Genomic DNA, 20,167 nt, shown 5'->3' on the forward strand with positions numbered 1-20,167 from the left:
CTTCAGGCCCGGCGCTGAATTGGATACCAATCGCGACGACTGCACGCTAGGGGGAAGAAGATCGTGAAATCCAGTCAAATCCTGCCGCTGCTGCTTTCCATCCTGCCATTGTTGATTTTCGACGCGGCCAGAGCTCAGACGGTTTCCAAGGTTTCCGTTGCTGCAACAGGCGCGTTTGAGTTTGAGAAGAGTTATCCAAAAGGCGCAGACGGCAAAACACCATTCAATTTGCTCAAAGGTTTTTTAGAACCTAAAAATGGGCAAAAGATAAATTACTTTGTATTTAGAATAAGCGACGAAATGATCAAATTTCAAAGATCGATTTCGATGAACACGTTTTATGCGGACGTTAATCTCTGTCCTGGCGCTGTCGATCGAACCGTGTCCGTTCATCAGCCCCTCGGCAACTTTCTTGAGCCTATCGTGGGCCGAACCGACCTGTTGCCATACGTTAAGAGGGCAAGCCTGATCCAATTGCGCAACTACCTGTATGTCGCGATTGACAGCAATCTTCGGAGCTACTCCCCCAAGGGCGCAGATCAATATGGATATGAATGGCTGCCGATCGCGGTGGAAAGCAGACAGGTTTGCCTGACCATCAGCGTCGGTCGAATGGGGCATGGCGCCTTTCTCTCTCAGCCCATAAACATAACCAGGCTTGCGGAGTTCGTCTTTCTCGACAGCAAATGAGCCGAGCCGGGCGGCAGCTTAGCCAGTCCCTGCAGCCATCCCGCCGTCGGCCGACCATGCACCCGCGCCAGCCATCGCCAGCGCCAGAAAACCGCCTGATATCGCGATGTCCTTCATCAGCATCTGCGAATGCATGAAGGTCAGCGTCGGATCGCCGCCGCCCTGGCCATAGTGGCCGATGAACGCTGTCGCGACGCAAAAGGCGGCGAGCAGCAGCGCCACGATCGGCGTCTTGAAGCCGACGAGGATGAGCAGCCCGGCGATCAGTTCGAACAGCCCCGTGCCCCAGGCAGCGAGCGTTGGCAGCGGCAGGCCGAGGCCGGCGAAATAGCCCGATGTGCCGGCGATGTCGGCAAGCACATGGAAGCCGGACGGCACGAACAGTGCGGCAAACAGCAGCCGGGAAAGCAAAAGCAGCGCATTGCGGGGCATCTTCACCTCCGTTGTCGACGGCCGCTTGGCCTGGCGCCCGATCTTAGCAGGTTTTCCGTCAGCGGACCGAAGGGCACAAACCGACAACGAAAAAGGGGCGCGGAAAATTCCGCACCCCTTTTGTCCAAGCAATGCTGGACTGCTTCAGCCGCGCTTGGCGTCGATCGAGTAGGCTCCGGGGCCCGAGGAGGCGAGCACGAGGAAGCCGCCGGCAATCGCGACGTTCTTCAGGAAATTGATCATCTGCATCTGATCGGCCCAGCCGGTGTGGGCAACCAGTGCGGTGGCGACGGTGAAGATCGCCATCACCCAGCCCACGATCCGGGTCTGGAAGCCGACGAGGATGGCGAGACCGCCAAGCAGTTCGATCAGGCCGACGACAATGGCGGTCACCATCGGCAGCGGCAGGCCGAGGCTGCCGAAATAGCCGGCCGTGCCGGCAATCGCCGTCAGCTTGCCGAAACCGGAAAGCAGGAAGATGACCGACAGCAGGATGCGGCCGAGCAGGATCGTGCCCGAGGCGCCGGCGGCGGTGCCGGAACCGGCAAACGAAGTGTTGGTGGACGTGTTGGTGGACATGGCGGTTACTCTCTCCAGAAGGGTTTGGAATACCCGTCCAGTTAGCGCAGGCCGACTGTTCACCAAAGACGCCGGATTGGTTACGGATTGTTCACCGAGGTAACGTTTTCGCGATCAACATAGGTGTGTTGAGATTCAGGGATATCAACATACCTTAGCCCGGATGCGTCATGTCCTCCGGCCGCACCAGCCGCTCATAGTCGGCTTCGCTGACCAGCCCGGTGGCCAAGGCTTCCTGGCGCAGCGTCGTGCCGTTCTTGTGCGCCGCCTTGGCGATCTTGGCCGCGTTGTCGTAGCCGATCGTCGGCGCCAGCGCGGTCACCAGCATCAGCGAACGGTCGAGCGCCGCCTTGATGTTGTCTTCGCGGGCCTCGATGCCGACGACGCAATTGTCGGTGAAGGAGATGGAGGCGTCGGCGAGCAGCTGCACCGACTGCAGGAAACAATAGGCCATCAGCGGATTGTAGACGTTGAGCTCGAAATGGCCCTGGCTGCCGGCGAAGCTGATAGCCGCATTGTTGCCGAACACCTGCACGCAAACCTGCGTCATCGCTTCGCACTGGGTCGGGTTGACCTTGCCCGGCATGATCGAGGAGCCCGGTTCGTTTTCCGGCAGCGACAATTCGCCGAGGCCCGAACGCGGGCCGGAACCGAGCAGACGGATGTCGTTGGCGATCTTGAACAGCGCCGCCGCGCAGGCATTGATGGCGCCGTGCGAGAACACCATGGAATCATGGGCGGCGAGCGCCTCGAACTTGTTCGGCGCAGTGACGAAATCGATGCCGGTGATCGCGGCGATACGCGCCGCCACCTTTTCGGCAAAACCGACCGGCGCGTTGAGGCCGGTGCCGACCGCGGTGCCGCCTTGCGCCAATTCCTGCAGGCCGGGCAGCGTCATCTCGATGCGCTTGATCGACGAGGCGACCTGCGCCGCATAGCCGGAGAACTCCTGGCCGAGCGTCAGCGGCGTCGCGTCCTGCGTGTGGGTGCGGCCGATCTTGACGATGTGGGCGAAAGCCTCGGTTTTGGCCTCGAGCGCCGCGTGCAAATGCCTCAGCGCCGGCAGCAGATCGTGGATGATGCGCTCGGCGCAGGCGATGTGCATGGCCGTCGGATAGGTGTCATTCGATGACTGGCTCATATTGACGTGGTCGTTGGGATGCACCGGCTTCTTCGACCCCATAATGCCGCCCAAAAGCTGGATCGCCCGGTTGGAGATCACCTCATTGGCGTTCATGTTGGACTGGGTGCCCGAGCCGGTCTGCCAGACGACCAGCGGGAAATGGTCGTTGAGCTTGCCGTCGCTGACCTCCTGGGAGGCCTCGACAATGGCCTTGCCGATCGCCGGATCGAGCCGCTTCAGCTCCATGTTGGCTTCGGCGGCCGCCCGCTTGACGATGCCCAGCGCCCGCACGATCGAGGCCGGCTGCTTTTCCCAGCCGATCTTGAAATTGGCCAGCGAACGCTGCGCCTGCGCGCCCCAATAGCGGTCGGCGGCGACCTCGATGGGACCGAACGTGTCGGTTTCGGTTCTTGTCTCTGGCGCGCTCACGAGGTCTCTCCGGTTTGCAATTTGCAAACGGCGTATCGCGTTGCACAAATGCCTTCAAGCGGAGATTGCGGGTGGGAGCGATGCAAATCGGTTGAAGGAGTGGCGCCTTTCCTTCTCCCCTTGTGGGAGAAGGTGGATCGGCGCGTAGCGCCGAGCCGGATGAGGGGTGTTGGACGGAATGCGGTGGTGTCAAGCTGGAACACCCCTCATCCGACCGAGCTTCGCTCGGCCACCTTCTCCCACAGGGGGAGAAGGAAGAGGCGCTCCTCTCACCCCGCCGTGTACCCGCCGTCGATGGCAAAGATGCCGCCGCTGGTCCACGCCGCCTCGTCGCTGGCGAGATAGACCGCGATGCCGGCAAGGTCGGTGGTCCGGCCGATGCGGCCGAGCGGATAGCTGCGCTCGACATAGGCCTTGAGCTCGGCTTGCGCGGCTTCCGGCAGGTTTTCGATCGACCTGCGCCGCATCGCTGTGTCGACCGTGCCGGGCGCGATGGCATTGACCCTTATGCCGCGCGGCCCGAGCTCGAAGGCGAGCGACTTGGTCAGCGAATTGAGCGCGCCTTTCGACAGCGAATAGAGGCTGGACGGCCGCTTCGGGATCATCTTGTGCGCAAAATAGGACGAGATGTTGATCACCGAAGCCCCGCTTGGCGCGAGATGCGGCAGCAATCCCTGGGTGAGGAAAAACACCGCCGTCACATTGAGCGCGAACGACTGCTGGAACTGGTCCTCGCTGACGGTTTCGAACGGCACCAGGAACGCCACGCCGGCATTGTTGACGAGGATATCGAGAGGTGGGCCGCGCTTGACATGCTCGACCACGGCGTCGATGCCGGCGCTGGCCGACAGGTCGGCCGACAGCGTTTCGACGTCATCCCCGAGCTGCTTGCGGGCGGCCTTGAGCTTCCCGGCATCGCGGCCGACGATCAGCACGTCCGCGCCTTCGCGCAAGAAAGCTTCGGCGATCGCCAGCCCGATCCCGTCAGAGCCGCCGGTGACCAGCGCCCGTTTACCGTGAAGTCTCATTCAACGCTCCCGCGCGCGTGCCGCTTCCGCCGGCGGCATGCACCCCAGAGCAGCGCTGCCTGCACTCCGGGTCAAGTCGCCTGCCTATCCCAGCGTATGAAACTTCGCCTCGTGTCACCGCCCAAGCAGCGACTGTGAGGTTGGCGACAGCCGCAAAGTCTCAGTCGGCTTGGCCATGCGTGACTGGACGCTTTGCCGGAAGGCCTGCCACTCCGGGGATGCGGCCAAGGCTGCCTCGTGGCGGGCATGGGCGTCCGCGCTGTCGAAACCCGTGACGCTGATGAAGACGTTTTCACTGGCCCGCACCGGCAGCCGCGGAAAGCTGTTTTCGGCATGTTCGCTGACGAAGGCGGCGAGTGGCCGTGCGCCAGATGCGGCGAGCACTGGAAGAGCTCCGGTCTGGAAGTCGTTGGCGAAGCCGGCTTCCAGGCCCGGTCGCAAATGATGAATCCTGATGACAATGATTGCCTGCAAATCACTGCTTGCGCTCGGCTTTTCGAGATCCTGCAAGGCTGTCCGGCGCAGTCCCGAGAGGTCGAAGCCGGCGTCCGGCCAAGCCGGCCTCAGCATCAGCACGTCGTCGGATGAGATCATCGTGGCGTTGGCGGCGTCGCGCCAGGCAGCCCATACCGGCCCATCATAGAAGGCGCCCAGCGCGTGCTTCCGCGCTTCCATGTCATCGAAGCCGCGCAGCCAGACGAACATGTCCGGCCGATCGAGATCGCGGAACTGGCCGATGATGGTCATGCCTGCCGTTTCCTGGCCCTCGATCAAATGATTGTCGAAGATGCCGATCAGCGTCTCGCGCCGGCCGGGTTTCAGCGTGTATTGCCGGAGTTCGACGATGGGCGAGGCGAGCAGGTTGGGCACGGCGTTCAAAGGCAGGTTCATCGCTCGATCTCCAAAACAGGGCAGTCATCCTGTTTTGCAAAACAGACCAGTTGTCCTGTTTTGTCAATCTGCTATCGTGTGAAAGATTGGTGCTCGCCCGAGCGGGCTCGAAAACGCGCCAATGATCTGAGGCATGCGCAAGAAAGTGCTCGGTGTGAAGCAGCCAAAAGCGCCGGCAAGAGGCCTCGAAGAAGAATACGTTGAGGCTGCCATATTGCACCGTCAGCTACTTGAAATGGGGGATGTCAAAGGATCGAATGCGGCTCACGACCGCTTGATCCGCGCAATAAGGGAGATCAGGAACCGAACTGATCGCGGGCGATCTTTTCTATTGGGAATCCTGAGGCATACAGACGAAAATGTCAGGCTCTGGAGTGCCGGGCACCTTTTGCCGCTCGAGGAAAAACTGGCTCTTGCTGAAATGAAGCGACTCTCAAGAGACGCGAAATCGTGGGTGGTTAGTTCAAGCGCCGATGTGACCGCAACGGAGTGGCGAAAAGGCACGTTGGATATTGATTGGTTCATGAAAGAGTAGAAGCTCAGTATCTGCCATCATAAGCATAATCCGACGTGAACATCCCTTATGATTCTAAGCCGGCGGCCGGCCATGCGGCCTCAGCAGCGCGTCGTCCGAATCCGATCACCGTGGCGTTGGCGGCGTCGCGCCAGGCAGCTCCCAAATCGGCTATTTGACAAAACAGACCGGTTGTCCTGTTTTGTCAATCTGCTATCGTGTGAAAATGTCAGCTGAGATTGCCGCTCGCGCAAAGGCGCGGCCTCAAAAACGCACCAACAACCCCGAAGGCATGCGCAAAAAGGTGCTCGATGTCGCCGAGGAGGCGTTTCAGGCGCGCGGCTACCACGCCTCAAGCATGGGCGACCTGATGGCGACGGCGGGCGTCACCGGCGGTGCGCTGCACCACCATTTCCCGACCAAGAAGGCGCTGGCGCTTGCAGTGATCGAGGAGCGGGTCGCCGCCGCCGTCGAAGAGACATGGATCGCGCCGGTGCGGATGGCCGGCTCGGCGCGGGAGGGCGTGCGCTCCGTGTTTGCGGCCGTCGCGGCGGAGCTGGAGCAGCAGGGTTTCGTGCGCGGTTGCCCGCTCAACAATCTGGCGCATGAATTGTCGCTTGCCGATCCGGATTTCCGCACGGCCCTTGCCGGCATTTTTTCGGCCTGGCGTCAGGCGATCGCCGACAAGCTCAGGGTCGACCAGCAGGCGGGCCGGGAGCAGGGCACCGATCCGCAGCGCTTCGCAGCGCTCGCCGTCGCCATCTATTCCGGCGCCATGTCGATGGCCAAGACCGCACAGGACGCAAGCGTGCTGCGCGACTGCCTGGTGGCGTTGGAGCAGGGAGCTACATCGTCCAAGACAGGAGCGAGGCGACGTCGCAGGATACTGCACAGAGCCCTTTGACGCCGGCAGGACAGAGGCGCCGCCGCCGCTGATGTCACGACCAAGGCCGGAAGGCCGGTGTCCTAATTCGGCAGCGGCTTGATCAGCTCGTAGCCGACCACGCTTTCGGCACTGGTGCCCTCGTCATAGCGCCTGGCCACAACCGCCTGCAGGTCGGGTGCGTAAAGCGCGGTAAACTCGTCCTGCGTCTCGCCGGCTTCGCTCCTGATCGTCTGCTTGACCGTGAGCACGGAGTATTTGCAGTCGCCGAGGCTGAACGTCTCTTTGCCCTTGACGTTGATCTCCAGCGTCTCGGTGCCCTTCGGCGGCTTGTTCGGCGCGAGGCGAGCAAACACGGTCTTGCTCTTTGCCCCCGGCTTCAGCGGAAACAGCTTTCTGAGATCGGAATACGGGATCATCGCCAGCTCGCCCGTGCTGCTGTCGCGAAACACCTCGATCAGCCCGCCGAACAGGAACTGCGACTGTGGCGATTGCGACTGGTATTTGTTGGCGACGGCCACCATTCCGCCTGCCGCCGGACGAAATTCGCTGTGGATGCCAGGCCTTTCGAGAATGAAGCCGGCCTTGGCTGATTTGGCGTCGATGCATTCGGCGCCATGCGCTGCGCTCGTCACCGCCAGAATGGCCAATATCATGCCGATGGTTACAGTTTTCATGGCGTCCTCCTCTGCCCGCGCAGGTTGAATGCTGAAAGCAATGCCAGACCGAAGGCAGCGTGTCGACATGCCGTGCGAGAGAACTGGACTGCAGGCGTCTGTCATGCTGAACTTTGATGCATGATGAACCGTATCCCGGCTCGACCGGTCTCCCGGCGCAGGTTCCTGATGCACGTAGCGGGCCTTGCCGCGGCCGGCGCCGTTTCGCGTCCGGCCTTCGGCCAGACCGGGCAGCGCATCCCGCCCATCGACGCTACCTTCCTGTTCATTGCCGATGTCCATGCTTGCCGCACGGAGAGCGGGTTGAGCCCGCATTGCGAGCAGGAAGGCAAGACCGACGCCGCCCTGCTGCGCAATGTCGCTGCACTCAACGGCATCGCCGACAGACAATGGCCGGCTGAAATCAACGGCGTCGCCACCGACCTGCGCTCAAAAGGCAGCATCGGCACGCCGCTCGGCCTCGTCGTTGGCGGTGACATCACCGATGATGGCGGTGGCCAGATCACCCAGCCCAGCGAGGGCACGCAGCTGCTCCAGTTCAGCCAGCGCTACCAGCAAGGCGTCGGCCCCGACCGCGTGCACATGCCGGTCTATGTCGGCCTCGGCAACCACGACCTCGACCAGAACGGCCCGCGCTCGCATGTCGACTGGTACCGCCGCGAAATGCGCGACTACGTCGAGGTCAACCACCGCCCCGGCGTGTTCTTCAAGCCGCCCGCGCCGGCGACCGACTACAACGTCGAGACCGACTGCTATTCATGGGACTGGGGCGGTCTGCATCTTGTCCAGACGCACCGCTTTGCCGGCGACACCGGCCATGGCGCCGCCAGCAGCCTGCCATGGCTGAAGCAGGATCTGGCGACCTATGCCGGCGACGGCCGCCCGGTTATCCTGTTCCAGCATTATGGCTGGGATACTTTCTCGATTGAAAGATGGGACGCCGCGGAGAGAACCTTCGACGACAGCGGCACGGGTCCGCCGCATTGGTGGAGCGAGGCGGACAGGCAGGCGCTGCTGGCTGTTCTGAAAGGCTACAATGTCGTCGGCATTTTCCATGGCCATCAGCACGCGACGCCGATGATCTATCATCGTGGCGGGCTCGATTTGTTCAAGCCGAAGGCCGCCTTCATGGGCGGCTTCGCGTTGGCGCGGGTGACCGGCAACAGCATGGATGTGGTACTGGGCGAAGCCGCCGGAGATCATGGCGAGGTCACCTTCACCAACGCGTACAGCAAAAATCTGACTTTCTGACGGGTAAGAGACGGCGCAAAAAAAGGCGGCCGAGCCGCCTTTTTCCTGGTTTGCGAAGGGCCAGCATCAAAGCGCCTTCTTCACCTTGTCCTTCACGTCGCCGTAAGCCTTCTGTATCTTGCCGGTGGCCTTGTCGACATCGCCTTCAGCCTCGGTGCGCCTGTTGCCGGTGGCCTTGCCGGCGGCCTGTTTGACCGAGCCCTTGGCTTGCTTGGCGACGCCCGCAACCTGATCCTTGTTCACCATCGCGCATCTCCTGAACCGTTCGCCTAAAGAAACGGTCGCCGATCGCTTAGGTTCCGGCTTCGGCCGGTCGATTTGGGCCGGCTTCCGGCCGCGAAGCGGACAGGATAGGGTGCGCCAGAAAGCCCGAGCAGGCAGGGCCGGAGAGGGACAATGGCTGAATTCACGCTCTTCATCGGCAACAAGTGTTTTTCGTCGTGGTCGCTGAGGCCATGGCTGGCGATGAAGCATCTGGAGATCCCGTTCGAAGAGGGTTTTGTGCGCCTGCGCACGCCCGAGACCGCCGCCAATCTGGCCAGGATATCGCCGACCGGCCAGGTGCCGGTGCTGAACCATCGGCTGTCGAATGGCGAGGTCCTGATCGTCTGGGAAACCCTCGCCATCCTTGAATATCTTGCCGACCTGTTTCCCAAGAAGCAGCTCTGGCCGGCCGATATCGGCGCCCGCGCGCTGGCCCGCTCGGCGGCGACCGAGATGCATTCCGGCTTTCGCGAGGTCCGCTACGGCTGGCCGATGAATTTGCGCCGGCCGAAAGGCCACAAGCCGCTCGACGCCGACGGTGAGGCGCAACGGGCGCGCATCGAGGAGCTGTGGCGGCAATGCCGTGAAAAATACGGCAAAGGCGGGCCGTTCCTGTTTGGCCATTTCACCGCGGCCGACGCCATGTATGCGCCGGTCGTCACCCGCTTCGACACCTATGGCGGCACGCTGGCGCCCGACACCCGCGCCTATGTCGACGCCGTGCTTTCAATGCCGGCGATGCGCCACTGGTATGCCGAGGCGGCAAAGGAGCCATGGCCGGAGCCCGGCCCCGACGAATAGAGCCGGGTAACCGACAGCCGGTCTTTCACATCGCGGCCCGCGGCCTATCTGGAAGGTCGGGCAGGGGTTTTGGAGACTTTACAATGACATCTGTTTCCTCCGCACTGGCCGGCAAGATTGCGCTGGTCACCGGCGCATCGTCGGGCATCGGCGAGGCGACGGCTGCGGCGCTGGCCGCCGCCGGGGCAAAGGTGGCGATTGCCGCACGCCGCGCCGATCGCCTCGAAGCGCTGGGCGCGCGTATCGAAAAGGCCGGCGGCACGGCGCTCCGCATCGAGACCGACGTCACCAGCAACGACGATGTCACCGCGATGGTCGACAAGGTCGTCGCCGAATGGGGCCGCCTCGACATCCTCGTCAACAATGCCGGCGTCATGCTTTTGTCGCCGGCCTCCGAGGCGGCTCTCGACGACTGGCGCCGCATGATTAGCTCAACCTGCTGGCGCTGATGGGCGTTACCAAGGCGGCGCTGCCGCATCTCAGGGCCGCCAAGGGTCACATCGTCAATGTCTCGTCGATTGCCGGCCGCGTCGCCAATCCCGGCGCCAGCGGGTACGCGGCGACCAAGTTCGGCGTCGTCGGCTTTTCGGAGTCGCTGCGCCGCGAAGTCTACGCCGACAAGGTTCGCGTCACCGTCATCGAGCCCGGCCTGGTGCATACCGAGCTCGGCGACCACATCACCAATCCGGCGTTCAAGGCTGATCTGGATAAGCGGCTCGCCGCCATGGAGGCGCTGACCGCCGAGGACATCGCCGCGGCCATTCTCTATGCCGTGAGCCAGCCGGCACACGTCAACGTCAACGAGATCGTCATCCGCCCGACCGACCAGGAACGGTGAATGACGTCTTTTCGCTACACCTCGAATCCCGCCCGCAGGAAATCGCCACACTCCTCGACCAGCCGGGATGGGTCCTTCGCGATGTAGACGCCGAAATCCGCCGTCGGCGCCGGCGGCAGGTTGAAGCGTCCATTGAGGCTTTGGCAGTCGGGCGGCAATCCTTCCTGCAGCAGAAGCCCGATGCCAAGCCCGGCCCTGAGCGCCGACATCAGCGTCGCGAAGGTCGACACGCGGCAGCCGACCTTCCAGCCGATCCCGGCCTCTGCGAGCGAGGCCAGCATTCGGTCCTGCCAGGAGCAGGCACCTTCGAAGATGATCAAGGGAAGCTCGACCTCGTCATCGATCTCGATCATGCGGCTTGCCGCCCAGACCAGCTGTCGCGACAGATGGCCTCGCGGCGCTTTTGCGAAGCGCGCCGGATCGGCCATGACGATGTCGCATTTTTCCTCGCCTAGCGACTTGCTGAGATCGGTGCTGCTGGCCGATGTCAGCTCGATCTCCACGGAAGGGTGCCGGCGTCGGAAGTCGGCGATGATCAGCGGCAGCCGCGTCACCGCCAAATCCTCGACGATGCCCAGCCGGACACGGCCGACCAGCCTGCGGCCTTCTATCTCGCGCCTGGCATCCTCGCCGATCGCGATGGCCTTGCGGGCGAAGGCGAGCAGGATCTCGCCGGCCTCCGTCAGCGTCACGCCGCGCGGCGAACGGCGCAGCAGCTCGGCGCCGACTTCGCCCTCTAGGCGCTGAAGCTGCATGCTCACCGCCGCCTGGGTGCGGGCAAGCCGATCGGCGGCCCGGCTCACCGTTCCCGTATCGGCCACGGTGACGAAGGCGCGCAGCAGCCTGACGTCGATATCTCCAGTCATAAGAATTCCTGATAGCTGTGTCAGCACTATCAGGCTATCCCAAAGGCCGGTCTAAATTCAAGGTCCGCTCGCATCAACGAAACAGGAGCAGCCTCCTTGTCCTACAGAAGAAGATTTGAAGAGCTCGGTGTCGCCTGGCCGTCGCTGTCGCGGCCCGCTTTGCCGTTCTCGCCGACGGTTCGCGTCGCGGACATCGTCTATGTCTCCGGTGAGATACCGGAGATTGGCGAGGAGATCGCCGCGATCGGCCAGGTCGGCAGAGAGATCGATCTGGCTGCGGCGCGGAGCGCCGCCCGGCTTTGCGCGGGCAACATCGTCTATTGGCTGGACAAGGAACTGGACGGCAATCTCGACCGCGTCGTCAAATTCGCCAAGCTGACCGTCTATGTGAATGCGGCGACGGGCTTTTCGGCCTATTCGGAGGTCGGCAACGGAGCGTCCGAATTTCTGCTCGATATTTTCGGCGAGCGTGGCGAGCACGCCCGCTGCTCACTCGGCATGGCCGGCTTGCCGGCCAATGTTTCGGTCGAAGCCGACGCCATCGTGCATGTCCGCTGACGCATGTCGCCCAAAGCATGCCCTCGGGCCTGACCCGAGGGTGCGCAGTGAAACCAGAAGGAGGCTTGGCTTGATGGCTGCAAATCTTGAGGGGCGGAAGGCGCTGGTTCTCGGCGGAGGCAAGGGCCTCGGCTTCGGCGTCGCTGAAGCGCTCGCGGCGAAAGGCGCCGAAGTCATCCTGGTCGGACGAGGGGAGGAGACCCTGGATGCGGCGCGGCGCGCGATCGGGGCCGCCGGCCGCGTCTGCTCGACCTTCAGCGCTGACCTGTCCGACAACGATAGCGTCTCCCGGCTGTTCCGTGCCGTCGAGGAAGAGCATCAGCGGATCGACATCGTCCTGCTCAATGGCGGCGGCCCGCCACCCTTTGCGGCCAGCGTCTTCGATGCGAGCGTCTGGGAGAAGCAGTTCACCAGCATGGTGCTGAGCCAGATGCGCATTGCCAGTTCTTTCCTGCCCGGCATGCGGGCGCGGTGCTGGGGGCGCATCATCGCCGTTTCCTCGACTTCCGTCCGTGAGCCGATCCCCGGCCTTACCGCTTCGAACGCGTTGCGTGCGTCGCTCGCTGGCTGGGCCAAGACCCTGGCCGGCGAAGTGGCTGCGGACGGCGTCACCGTCAACCTGTTGCTGCCGGGCCGTTTTGCGACGGACCGGACGAAAGAGTTCGACGCCATGGACGCAGCCGACAGGGGTGTCGACGCCGCCGTGATCGCCGCCGAGAGTCAGGCCGAAATCCCGGCAAAGCGTTATGGAACCCCCGCCGAGTTCGGCGCGGTCGCTGCATTCCTGGCCAGCGACGCCGCCGCCTATGTCACCGGCGTGGCGTTGCCGGTGGATGGCGGACTCAGCCGCGGCATTCTGTGAGGGGCAGGGTGATGTGACGGCACGATTGCTTGCATCTCACAGGAACGCCCCTCGTGCCTTTTATCTGCGCGGGGGGCGTCCTGTTTGTCGTCCGCCTTTCTCAAGATCGCTCTTCGAGAACGGCTTTCGACACTGAAAAAAATGCCCCGGCGCCAAAATGGTTCCCGGCTAAGTGGTTTTTTCGGCGGGCAATAGCCCGGCGCTGTCGGAAGTGCCTGCACGGGCAGCCGCCACGCGTCTCTGCGAGTGTGGCAAATCAAAAAAATTGACACAACGCGCAAAGAAGTCTATAAGAACTTTGTCGATGTTTGTTTGACCGACTTTTGTTATCCGCGTGCCGAGGCGCGCCTTTGACGAACTTCCCCATCAAAATCGAGACAAACGTTGTTATGCATCCGCATGACAGCGAACGAATATTTGCCATGGAAAGGGTTCGTTATGAGCACAGGCACAGTTAAATGGTTCAATGCCACCAAGGGTTTTGGTTTTATTCAGCCTGACGACGGTTCTGCCGACGTTTTTGTCCACATCTCAGCCGTCGAGCGCGCCGGAATGCGCGATATCGTCGAGGGCCAGAAGCTTGGCTATGAGATGGTCCGCGACAACAAGTCGGGCAAGATGTCCGCCGACCAGTTGAAGGCGGCCTAAAACGGAATTAAGCCTCACCGGTGACCACGGATGTACTGGCACCGGTGAATGGCAAATTCCAGCGCATGATCGCGGGATGTTAAATCTCGGAACGGATCATGTGCATTGAGAAGAACGTTTCTTTGCGCGTCTCTCGGGATGCGCAGGCGCTCTTATGGAAGGTCAGGCAGTGCCTGGCCTTTTTCATTTTTGCACTTCGACCGCCGAAAGAGCGCTGCTCGACGGCCCGGACGTGCTAAGGACGTTTCAGCAATTTGAAACCGGCTGCCGCTATTGCTTTGTGCGGGATCCTGGCCGAAAGACCAGTCTCGCCACTTTTCGGCGGCCCGCTCCGAACCGGGAGAAAGACCTTGACCGCAACTTCAAAGAAACCCCGCGACCAAGCCGAATCCATTTTTAGCAAGACCCGGACCCAGTCAATGTCGCTCGACCGCATCATTTCCGAACGGGATGCCGTCAGCGAGGCCCGCGAAGCCAAGACCGCGCGGCTTCGCGAACTGCGCCTGGAAAAGGAAGCCGACGAGATGGCGGCGGCCGTTGCGCTCGCAGCCTCGCCGAAACGCGCAGGCAAACGCTGATGGCCACCAAACGTGTGCCTCAAAAGGCGATCGCCGCCGATTCGACCATCGCCGATGTCGTGGGCGAGCTCGACAAGCCGGTCGAATATGTCCGGCGCGTGCTTGAAAAGCTCGAGCGCTGCAGGCGTGTCCACGGCGATGCCCAGGTGCGGCTCGGCGTGCGCGGCCGTGCCGAATGCCCCAATTATCTGATCGAATACGTCCGGGAAAACGCTAAGACCCACGAGCGCGTGACCTATCAGGATGCCGCCTATAGCGGCAGCACGCATCGCGAGCTGGCGCCCCGGCACATCGAGGAGGCCAGGAACTGGTCGCCCGAAGAGATGAACATCACGGCCGTTTCGGCGCTCATCGGCCGCCTCCGCAATCCGAATGCGCCATCATCGCGTTTCTCTGACGAGGATTGATATGGCCATCAAGTTTTCCGCCAAAGACCAGCCGGCAGCGCCTGCTGCCGCCGTAAAGCCGGCCAAGCCGGCGGCCGCGCCGAAGACCGGCGAAGCCGCCGAAGCGGGCACCGATCTGTTCAGGTCGCCGGCCGAAGCGCCACCGCGCAAGCCGAAGAAGAAATAGCGCCTTTGCAGCAAAATACCGGCCGGAAATCTGCGCCAAAGCTGCTTGCCTTGGCGGTCGCAGAGGATTGTTCGTCGCCACAAGACGGCGCCGACCCGGTTGCCTTCGATTGCCAGACCTGTGGCGCCTGCTGCGCCTACTCGTCCAGATGGCCGCGCTTCTCCACCGAGGATGACGCGCAACTCGAGCTGATCCCGCAAAAATACGTGGCTGCCGACGAAGCCGGCATGCGCTGTGACGGCGCCCGCTGTTCGGCACTGTGCGGCGAGGTCGGCAAGTCGACTGCCTGCGGCATCTACGAGATCCGCCCCGACGTCTGCCGCGCCTGCATGCCAGGCGATGACGACTGCCTGATGGCGCGCCGGGCTCACGGACTGCCGACGCTGTAATGACGGCCCTCGGGCTGGCGTCTCAGTTTGAATTTCCACCTTGTGCCAAAGAGCGGACATTCTCAGTCAGATGATCGCTGCGGTAGAGGCCAGGCGATCGTCCGGTCAACCGTTTGAATGCCTGCGAGAACGACGGCACCGATTCATATCCGACGGCGCGCCCGATCTCGCCAATGTTCTGGTTCGTTTCGCGCAGAGCCTTGGCGGCAAGGTTCATCCGCCATCGAGTCACATAGGACAGCGGCGGCTGTCCTATAAGTTGGGTGAAGCGACGCGCGAAAGTGGCCCGGGACTGTGCCGCGCCGCTGGCAAGGGAAGCGATGGTCCAGGGATTACCCGGCCGCTCGTGGATTAGGCGCAAAGCTTGCGCAATGCCTTTATCGCGTAAGGCGCCAAACCATCCCCCTGTTCCGAGAGGCTGATGTTCTATCCAGGCACGCAGCAAGAAGATCAACGTGCTATCGAGAAGGCGTGGGGCGACAATATCGTGGCCGCCGAGATTGTCTTTCGCTTCGACCTGCAGAAGTTTCAGGACAAGCCGCAGCGGCTCGCTGGTGTCTATCTGATTTCGGGTCAAATGAATCAGCGGAGGAAGCAGCGAAACCATCGGATATGGCCCCACGCCGTCGAGTGAATATCTCGCACAAAGAAGAGTTGTCGCGCCGCCCTCGCTTTTCGGTTCCGGTCCGCTCCGATTTGCGGAAAGGACGGCAGATATGGATGCCGTCGGTGCATCCGCCGGATTACAAAGAGTATGTCCGACTCCGCTCGCGACAAGGATGACGTCTCCCTCGCCTAAGCGGATCGGCTCCTTTTGACCAGTCAGCCGCAACCAGCATTCGCCGTTCTGTATGACGTGGATGGCGGCATTCCTTGTCGGATCGACTGAAATACCCCACGGCCGATGTAGGATCGCGCTGCCGATCATGGCGCTGCCAAATCTCAGCGAAGCAAGAACTTCGGACAAGACGTCCACGAGAACACATCCTCCGATAATGCATCAGGCGACGATATTAGACGATTGGATAAGAATCCAGCGGAATAGCGTATCGACCATCTCACAAGCGCGACAGATTATGTTGGCAATGTCGGCGTGCGGACGCTCCTGTCCACAACAGGCAGAAGCAGGCACCTGAAGGAGCAAAACATGCGTGAACCATCAAATCCATTTCCAGCCAAGATTCATAATTCGCTGGAGACCAACAAGATGATCGTCCTGGACTTCATCGACAAAGCAGTAAACCAAGGGAACATCGAAGCTGCTTCGATGCATTTTGGCGAACGCTACATCCAACACAATCCGAACATTGCGGATGGTGCGGACGGTTTCAAAGCCTATCTGCATCAGCTCAAACAGTCATTTCCCCTCGTGAGAGGAGAGGTGAAGCGGATTTTTGCTGAAGGGGATTTCGTCATCGTGCACATGCACGCAAAACGCGAACCCGAAGAGGAGGGCTTGGCCATCGTCGACATTTTCAGGCTGAAGGACAGCAAGCTCATCGAACACTGGGAAGTTCGGCAGCCCATTGCGGATAGCAAGCTGCATGCCAATAGCATGATCTGAATGCGGATAGACGGCAGCGTAAGGAGCCAACTCGCGCTGCTGGAAGGTGCAGCCTCGGTTGTGGGCGAAAATTTCGAAATGAGACATTACCTGCTCTCAGGCTGGCTTGTCCCCAAGCATTTCGCTGGTTACGCTGCCAGCGGCAGGGCCAGCACCGGGAGACCATCTGTGAGCCTCGAATTCTTGTTGACGTCGCTGATTGTCGTGGCTTCGCCCGGCACCGGCGTTCTCTATACGCTGAGCGCCGGTCTGTCGCGTGGTGCGCGCGCCAGCGTCATTGCCGCTTTCGGCTGCACGCTCGGCATCATTCCGCACATGGCGGCCGCCATCACCGGCCTCGCGGCGCTGCTGCACACCAGCGCGGTCGCCTTCGAGACGCTGAAATATCTCGGTGTCGCCTACCTGCTCTACATGGCCTGGAACACGCTGAGGGAGAAGGGCGGCCTGAGCGTCGACGAAAATGTCGCGCCGCGCTCGGCCGGCAAGGTGATCACCTCGGGGATCCTCATCAACATCCTCAATCCGAAGCTGTCGATCTTCTTCTTTGCCTTCCTGCCGCAATTCGTCAGCACCACCGAACCGCATGCGTTGTCGAAGATGCTGGAGCTCAGCAGCGTCTTCATGCTGCTCACCTTCGTGGTCTTTGTCGGCTACGGCATTTTCGCGGCGTCGATCCGCAGCCATGTCGTGTCGCGGCCAAAGGTGCTGACCTGGATGCGTCGCACCTTCGCCGGCGCCTTTGTCATGCTCGGCGCCAAACTGGCGCTGGCGGACCGGTAGGCAGCCTTATCCCTTCACGTAGCCCATTGCCTCGACGATCTGCCCGTCCGCTACGCGCATCAGATTGACGCCACGGATGGAGTTACCGTCGGCGCGCCAGTAGCGCCAGCGGATCGTTGCCCGTTCGCCGGCCACGTAAGTTTCCTCGAGGTCGAAGCGTGTGCCGGGTTCGGTCGCGATCGCCGACCATAGCCTGATGCAGGCATCACGGCCGATATGACGGGCGCCATCCGGTGCCGGCGTCGTGTTTTCGATGACGCAGTCCTCGGCCACCAGGCCCGGGAGTGCCGACGGATCATGAAGCTGGAACACGTCGTTGAAGCGTCGCATGATCTCGGCCGTCTGTCTGGATTGATCGTCTGGATGGACGACGATGATGCTGTCCTGTTTCATTTCAGTATCTCGATTTCATTTTTCCGCAGCGGCCGCGATCAGCTCCGCGTTGAGCGTGATCTCAGCCACGCCGGCCAAAGCGCGCGAGACAAGGCATGTCGTCTTGGCGGATTGGGCAAGGCGCTGGAATTCCTCGGACTCCAGCCCTGGAATCTCGGCTTCAGTTTCGAGGTCGATGCGGGTCAGCGTCGGTCCAGCCGCGCTGGTGCCGAGATGCACCTTGGCGAGGGTGCGGATCCACACCGGAACATGGCCGTCTCTGCCCAGTATGGCGCTCAGCGCCATCGAGAAGCAGCCGGCATGCGCTGCCGCAATCCGTTCCTCGGGGTTGGTGCCGGGACCGTTCTCGAAACGCGACGGGAAGGAGTAGGCGCCTTCGAAGACGCCGCTGCCGAGCTTCAGCCGGCCCGAACCTTCTTTCAACGGTCCCTGCCATTGGGCTTCTGCTTCACGAATGGTCATTGCATCTCTCTCCATTGGTTTGAGGGGGGTCGATTAGTCAGGCGCCGTCGACGACCACTTTCCCGAAGACGTCGCCTTGCTGGAAATAGCGGTAGGCGTCTTTGGCCTCGTCGAAGGCGAACACCTTGTCGATGACAGGCTTAAGGCGATGCACCGAGATGGCGCGCAGCATGGCTTCGAGGCCGGTGCGATTGCCGACGAAGAGGCGGCTGATGGTGGCGAGGCTGCGCTGGTAGACGGGGCCGGGAATTTGCACCGTCCCGCCTTTCGCGTCCTGTATGGTGAGAAGCACGATGCGCCCGTAAAGCGCGCAGGCGATCATCGATTGCGCGAAAGTCGGCGGGCCGCCGGTCTCGATGACGAGGTCGATGCCACCGGTTTGCTCGCGCACCGCCGCACCCCATTCCGGCGTGTCGGCGGTGGAGACGACGAGGTCGGTGCCCAGCGCCCGCAGCCGGTCCACCTTCTCGCTGCGCGAGGTAACCGCCACAACACGGCAGCCGAGCAGCTTGGCGAATTGCAGTGCAAAACAGCGCGACGCCGCCCGAGCCGATGACCAGAACCCATTGGCCTGGCTTCGGCATCTCGGCCCCCGTCACCGCATTCCAGGCGGTCAGGCCGGCGCAGGTCAGCGTTGCTGCTTGATGCCAGTCGAGATGATCGGGAAGCCGCACCGCCCATTGCTCGTCGAGCATCGCGTATTCGGTCAGCATCCCGTCCAGCGTGCAGCCAAGCTGGTCGATCAGCCCGGCATTGATGCGGCCGTCGATCCAGCGCGCGATATAGCTGCCGGTGATGCGGTCGCCTACGGCAAAGCGGGTGACAGAATCGCCGACGGCAACGACTTCACCGGCACCATCACTCAGCGGGACGACGCCTTGGCGCGGCGTCAGCGGATAGGTGCCGTAGAGGATCATCGTATCGCGACGATTGAGCGAGGTGGCGCGGACGCGCACGACGATCTCGTGCGGCTTCGGCGTCGGCGGCGTCCCGTCGCGCATCACCAGGCACTTGGTCACGCCGGTTCCTTCAAGACGATAACTGCGCATTTGCCTCTCGTACTATGTAGACTAATCTACATAGTAGATAGACCGGTTGTCATATTCGAGGCAAGGCCTATAATGCTCACTCCTGACAGAGGTTGACATGGCGAACGACACCCGCATCCGCATACTCGAAACGACGGCGCTGCTGCTGAGGCAGCGCGGCTACCACGGCACGTCGCTCAACGACATATTGAGTGCCTCAGGCGCACCGAGAGGCTCGCTCTACTTCCACTTTCCGGGCGGCAAGGATCAGCTGGTCATCGAGGTGACGCGCGACAGCGTCGACGAGGTGACGCAGAGGCTTGGCGCCGCGCTCGCTGCCGAAAAGGATCCGGCAGTCGCCGTCCACCACATTTACCAGTCGATCGCCCGCATGCTGGAGGACAACCAGTTCACGCTCGGCTGCCCGATCGCGCCCGTGGTGCTGGACTCGCCGACTGACATGCCGGAGCTGGCCGAATTGTGCCGCTCGGCTTTCGAGCAATGGATAGGCTTGCTCAGGGCGGCCTTCGTCAGGGCAGGGGTGCCCGAGCGCCGCGCGCATGCGCTGGCGCTGCTGGTCGAATCATCACTGGAAGGGCTGATGGTGATCGCACGCGCCACCCGCGACCGCGCCCCGGTGCTGGCGGTGGCCGACGAAGTCGCCGCGGTGATTGAAGGTGCATTGCCGGCAAAGCTCTCGCCCTCGCGGCGTATTGACGCCGCCGTCTGAGCGGGCAACCCGCTAAACAAAGCAAACAAAAAGGGCGCCTTTCGGCGCCCTTTCTGTATCTCAAGGCTGATGGGTTGGATTAGAAATCCATACCACCCATGCCGCCCATGCCGCCGCCGCCCATGCCGCCAGGCATGCCGCCGCCAGCCGACTCCTTCTTCGGAGCCTCCGCGATCATGGCTTCGGTGGTGACGAGCAGGCCGGCGACCGAGGCCGCGTCCTGCAGAGCCGTACGCACAACCTTGACCGGATCGACGATACCCATGGCGATCATGTCGCCATATTCGCCGGTCTGGGCGTTGTAGCCGAAGGTCGCGCCCTTGTTCTCGAGGATCT

At 62.2% G+C, this 20,167-nt stretch carries 28 protein-coding genes and 2 pseudogenes; 16 read left to right on the forward strand and 14 right to left on the reverse strand.

Annotated features, from left to right (window positions below; all coding sequences use genetic code 11):
• Positions 1–63 precede the first annotated feature (63 nt).
• On the forward strand, positions 64–690 hold the full coding sequence (locus NKJ94_RS26890) for a hypothetical protein (protein WP_352529369.1): 627 nt from the start codon (positions 64–66) through the stop codon (positions 688–690).
• A gap of 18 nt (positions 691–708) precedes the next feature.
• Here NKJ94_RS26890 and NKJ94_RS26895 read toward each other — a convergent pair whose 3' ends face one another.
• From NKJ94_RS26895 to NKJ94_RS26915, 5 genes are all read right to left on the reverse strand, one after another.
• The gene (locus NKJ94_RS26895) at positions 709–1,122 is read right to left on the reverse strand and encodes a DoxX family protein (protein ID WP_352529371.1); all 414 of its coding nucleotides are present in this window, start codon (positions 1,120–1,122) and stop codon (positions 709–711) included.
• A 144-nt stretch (positions 1,123–1,266) separates the two neighbouring features.
• A complete protein-coding gene (locus NKJ94_RS26900) occupies positions 1,267–1,701 on the reverse strand; it encodes a DoxX family protein (RefSeq protein WP_023677622.1) in 435 nt (144 codons plus the stop codon).
• A gap of 154 nt (positions 1,702–1,855) precedes the next feature.
• Complete coding sequence (gene fumC / locus NKJ94_RS26905) at positions 1,856–3,253, reverse strand: class II fumarate hydratase (RefSeq protein ID WP_352529372.1); 1,398 nt, start codon at positions 3,251–3,253, stop codon at positions 1,856–1,858.
• Positions 3,254–3,522: 269 nt separating this feature from the next.
• Complete coding sequence (locus tag NKJ94_RS26910; RefSeq protein WP_352529374.1) at positions 3,523–4,281, reverse strand: SDR family NAD(P)-dependent oxidoreductase; 759 nt, start codon at positions 4,279–4,281, stop codon at positions 3,523–3,525.
• A gap of 114 nt (positions 4,282–4,395) precedes the next feature.
• Entirely contained in the window at positions 4,396–5,172 is a 777-nt protein-coding gene (locus tag NKJ94_RS26915; RefSeq protein ID WP_352529376.1) for an NIPSNAP family protein, read from the reverse strand.
• A gap of 133 nt (positions 5,173–5,305) precedes the next feature.
• Here NKJ94_RS26915 and NKJ94_RS26920 point away from each other — a divergent pair, with 133 nt between their 5' ends.
• Positions 5,306–5,707: a hypothetical protein gene (locus NKJ94_RS26920; protein WP_352529378.1), complete on the forward strand. Its 402-nt coding sequence runs from the start codon at positions 5,306–5,308 to the stop codon at positions 5,705–5,707.
• A 271-nt stretch (positions 5,708–5,978) separates the two neighbouring features.
• Complete coding sequence (locus tag NKJ94_RS26925; protein WP_352529418.1) at positions 5,979–6,590, forward strand: TetR/AcrR family transcriptional regulator; 612 nt, start codon at positions 5,979–5,981, stop codon at positions 6,588–6,590.
• A gap of 62 nt (positions 6,591–6,652) precedes the next feature.
• On the opposite strand, the gene NKJ94_RS26930 is transcribed toward NKJ94_RS26925, so the two are convergent.
• The gene (locus NKJ94_RS26930) at positions 6,653–7,246 is read right to left on the reverse strand and encodes a hypothetical protein (RefSeq protein ID WP_352529380.1); all 594 of its coding nucleotides are present in this window, start codon (positions 7,244–7,246) and stop codon (positions 6,653–6,655) included.
• 120 nt (positions 7,247–7,366) lie between these two features.
• On the opposite strand from NKJ94_RS26930, the gene NKJ94_RS26935 reads away from it, so the two are divergent.
• Positions 7,367–8,497 (forward strand): metallophosphoesterase, encoded by a 1,131-nt coding sequence (locus tag NKJ94_RS26935; RefSeq protein WP_352529382.1) that lies wholly within the window; start codon positions 7,367–7,369, stop codon positions 8,495–8,497.
• A 66-nt stretch (positions 8,498–8,563) separates the two neighbouring features.
• Here NKJ94_RS26935 and NKJ94_RS26940 read toward each other — a convergent pair whose 3' ends face one another.
• A complete protein-coding gene (locus tag NKJ94_RS26940) occupies positions 8,564–8,743 on the reverse strand; it encodes a CsbD family protein (RefSeq protein ID WP_352529384.1) in 180 nt (59 codons plus the stop codon).
• A 150-nt stretch (positions 8,744–8,893) separates the two neighbouring features.
• On the opposite strand from NKJ94_RS26940, the gene NKJ94_RS26945 reads away from it, so the two are divergent.
• A complete protein-coding gene (locus tag NKJ94_RS26945) occupies positions 8,894–9,562 on the forward strand; it encodes a glutathione S-transferase family protein (RefSeq protein ID WP_352529386.1) in 669 nt (222 codons plus the stop codon).
• An 83-nt stretch (positions 9,563–9,645) separates the two neighbouring features.
• A pseudogene (locus NKJ94_RS26950) lies at positions 9,646–10,400 on the forward strand (SDR family NAD(P)-dependent oxidoreductase).
• A gap of 14 nt (positions 10,401–10,414) precedes the next feature.
• Here NKJ94_RS26950 and NKJ94_RS26955 read toward each other — a convergent pair.
• Positions 10,415–11,266: a LysR family transcriptional regulator gene (locus NKJ94_RS26955; protein WP_352529388.1), complete on the reverse strand. Its 852-nt coding sequence runs from the start codon at positions 11,264–11,266 to the stop codon at positions 10,415–10,417.
• Between the two features lie 96 nt (positions 11,267–11,362).
• On the opposite strand from NKJ94_RS26955, the gene NKJ94_RS26960 reads away from it, so the two are divergent.
• The 7 genes from NKJ94_RS26960 (at position 11,363) to NKJ94_RS26990 (ending at position 14,874) form a co-directional block, all read left to right on the forward strand.
• On the forward strand, positions 11,363–11,824 hold the full coding sequence (locus NKJ94_RS26960) for a RidA family protein (RefSeq protein WP_352529390.1): 462 nt from the start codon (positions 11,363–11,365) through the stop codon (positions 11,822–11,824).
• A gap of 73 nt (positions 11,825–11,897) precedes the next feature.
• Positions 11,898–12,686, forward strand: coding sequence for an SDR family oxidoreductase (locus tag NKJ94_RS26965; RefSeq protein ID WP_352529392.1), 789 nt, complete (start codon positions 11,898–11,900; stop codon positions 12,684–12,686).
• A gap of 438 nt (positions 12,687–13,124) precedes the next feature.
• On the forward strand, positions 13,125–13,334 hold the full coding sequence (locus NKJ94_RS26970) for a cold-shock protein (RefSeq protein WP_010915421.1): 210 nt from the start codon (positions 13,125–13,127) through the stop codon (positions 13,332–13,334).
• 350 nt (positions 13,335–13,684) lie between these two features.
• Complete coding sequence (locus NKJ94_RS26975; RefSeq protein WP_352529420.1) at positions 13,685–13,912, forward strand: hypothetical protein; 228 nt, start codon at positions 13,685–13,687, stop codon at positions 13,910–13,912.
• A complete protein-coding gene (locus tag NKJ94_RS26980; RefSeq protein WP_023722751.1) occupies positions 13,912–14,319 on the forward strand; it encodes a hypothetical protein in 408 nt (135 codons plus the stop codon). The genes NKJ94_RS26975 and NKJ94_RS26980 overlap by 1 nt, the downstream gene beginning before the upstream one ends.
• A gap of 1 nt (position 14,320) precedes the next feature.
• Positions 14,321–14,485, forward strand: coding sequence for a hypothetical protein (locus NKJ94_RS26985; protein ID WP_352529394.1), 165 nt, complete (start codon positions 14,321–14,323; stop codon positions 14,483–14,485).
• A gap of 50 nt (positions 14,486–14,535) precedes the next feature.
• On the forward strand, positions 14,536–14,874 hold the full coding sequence (locus tag NKJ94_RS26990; RefSeq protein ID WP_352529396.1) for a YkgJ family cysteine cluster protein: 339 nt from the start codon (positions 14,536–14,538) through the stop codon (positions 14,872–14,874).
• 22 nt (positions 14,875–14,896) lie between these two features.
• Here the strand turns inward: NKJ94_RS26990 and NKJ94_RS26995 are convergent, their stop codons facing one another.
• Positions 14,897–15,850: an AraC family transcriptional regulator gene (locus NKJ94_RS26995; RefSeq protein WP_352529398.1), complete on the reverse strand. Its 954-nt coding sequence runs from the start codon at positions 15,848–15,850 to the stop codon at positions 14,897–14,899.
• Positions 15,851–16,021: 171 nt separating this feature from the next.
• On the opposite strand from NKJ94_RS26995, the gene NKJ94_RS27000 reads away from it, so the two are divergent.
• Both NKJ94_RS27000 and NKJ94_RS27005 read left to right on the forward strand, forming a co-directional pair.
• Positions 16,022–16,438 carry a nuclear transport factor 2 family protein gene (locus NKJ94_RS27000; RefSeq protein WP_352529400.1) on the forward strand — a complete coding sequence of 139 codons (417 nt, stop codon included), beginning with the start codon at positions 16,022–16,024 and terminating at the stop codon, positions 16,436–16,438.
• Between the two features lie 168 nt (positions 16,439–16,606).
• Positions 16,607–17,218 carry a LysE family translocator gene (locus tag NKJ94_RS27005; RefSeq protein ID WP_352529402.1) on the forward strand — a complete coding sequence of 204 codons (612 nt, stop codon included), beginning with the start codon at positions 16,607–16,609 and terminating at the stop codon, positions 17,216–17,218.
• Positions 17,219–17,224: 6 nt separating this feature from the next.
• On the opposite strand, the gene NKJ94_RS27010 is transcribed toward NKJ94_RS27005, so the two are convergent.
• From NKJ94_RS27010 to NKJ94_RS27025, 4 genes and pseudogenes are all read right to left on the reverse strand, one after another.
• Positions 17,225–17,611, reverse strand: coding sequence for a nuclear transport factor 2 family protein (locus NKJ94_RS27010; protein WP_352529404.1), 387 nt, complete (start codon positions 17,609–17,611; stop codon positions 17,225–17,227).
• Positions 17,612–17,626: 15 nt separating this feature from the next.
• Entirely contained in the window at positions 17,627–18,073 is a 447-nt protein-coding gene (locus tag NKJ94_RS27015; protein ID WP_352529406.1) for an OsmC family protein, read from the reverse strand.
• 37 nt (positions 18,074–18,110) lie between these two features.
• Positions 18,111–18,563, reverse strand: a complete 453-nt coding sequence (locus NKJ94_RS27020) for a zinc-binding dehydrogenase (protein WP_352529408.1) — start codon at positions 18,561–18,563, stop codon at positions 18,111–18,113.
• Positions 18,564–18,792: 229 nt separating this feature from the next.
• Positions 18,793–19,122: pseudogene (locus tag NKJ94_RS27025) on the reverse strand (alcohol dehydrogenase catalytic domain-containing protein); the annotation flags it as partial.
• Between the two features lie 97 nt (positions 19,123–19,219).
• Here NKJ94_RS27025 and NKJ94_RS27030 point away from each other — a divergent pair.
• Positions 19,220–19,831, forward strand: coding sequence for a TetR/AcrR family transcriptional regulator (locus NKJ94_RS27030; RefSeq protein WP_352529410.1), 612 nt, complete (start codon positions 19,220–19,222; stop codon positions 19,829–19,831).
• Positions 19,832–19,910: 79 nt separating this feature from the next.
• Here the strand turns inward: NKJ94_RS27030 and NKJ94_RS27035 are convergent.
• Positions 19,911–20,167, reverse strand: a 257-nt coding sequence (locus NKJ94_RS27035) for a TCP-1/cpn60 chaperonin family protein (RefSeq protein ID WP_352529412.1), incomplete at its 5' end; no start/stop codon positions are given.

It is taken from the genome of Mesorhizobium sp. M0060 (genome assembly GCF_040323155.1).
Taxonomy (GTDB): Bacteria; Pseudomonadota; Alphaproteobacteria; order Rhizobiales; family Rhizobiaceae; genus Mesorhizobium.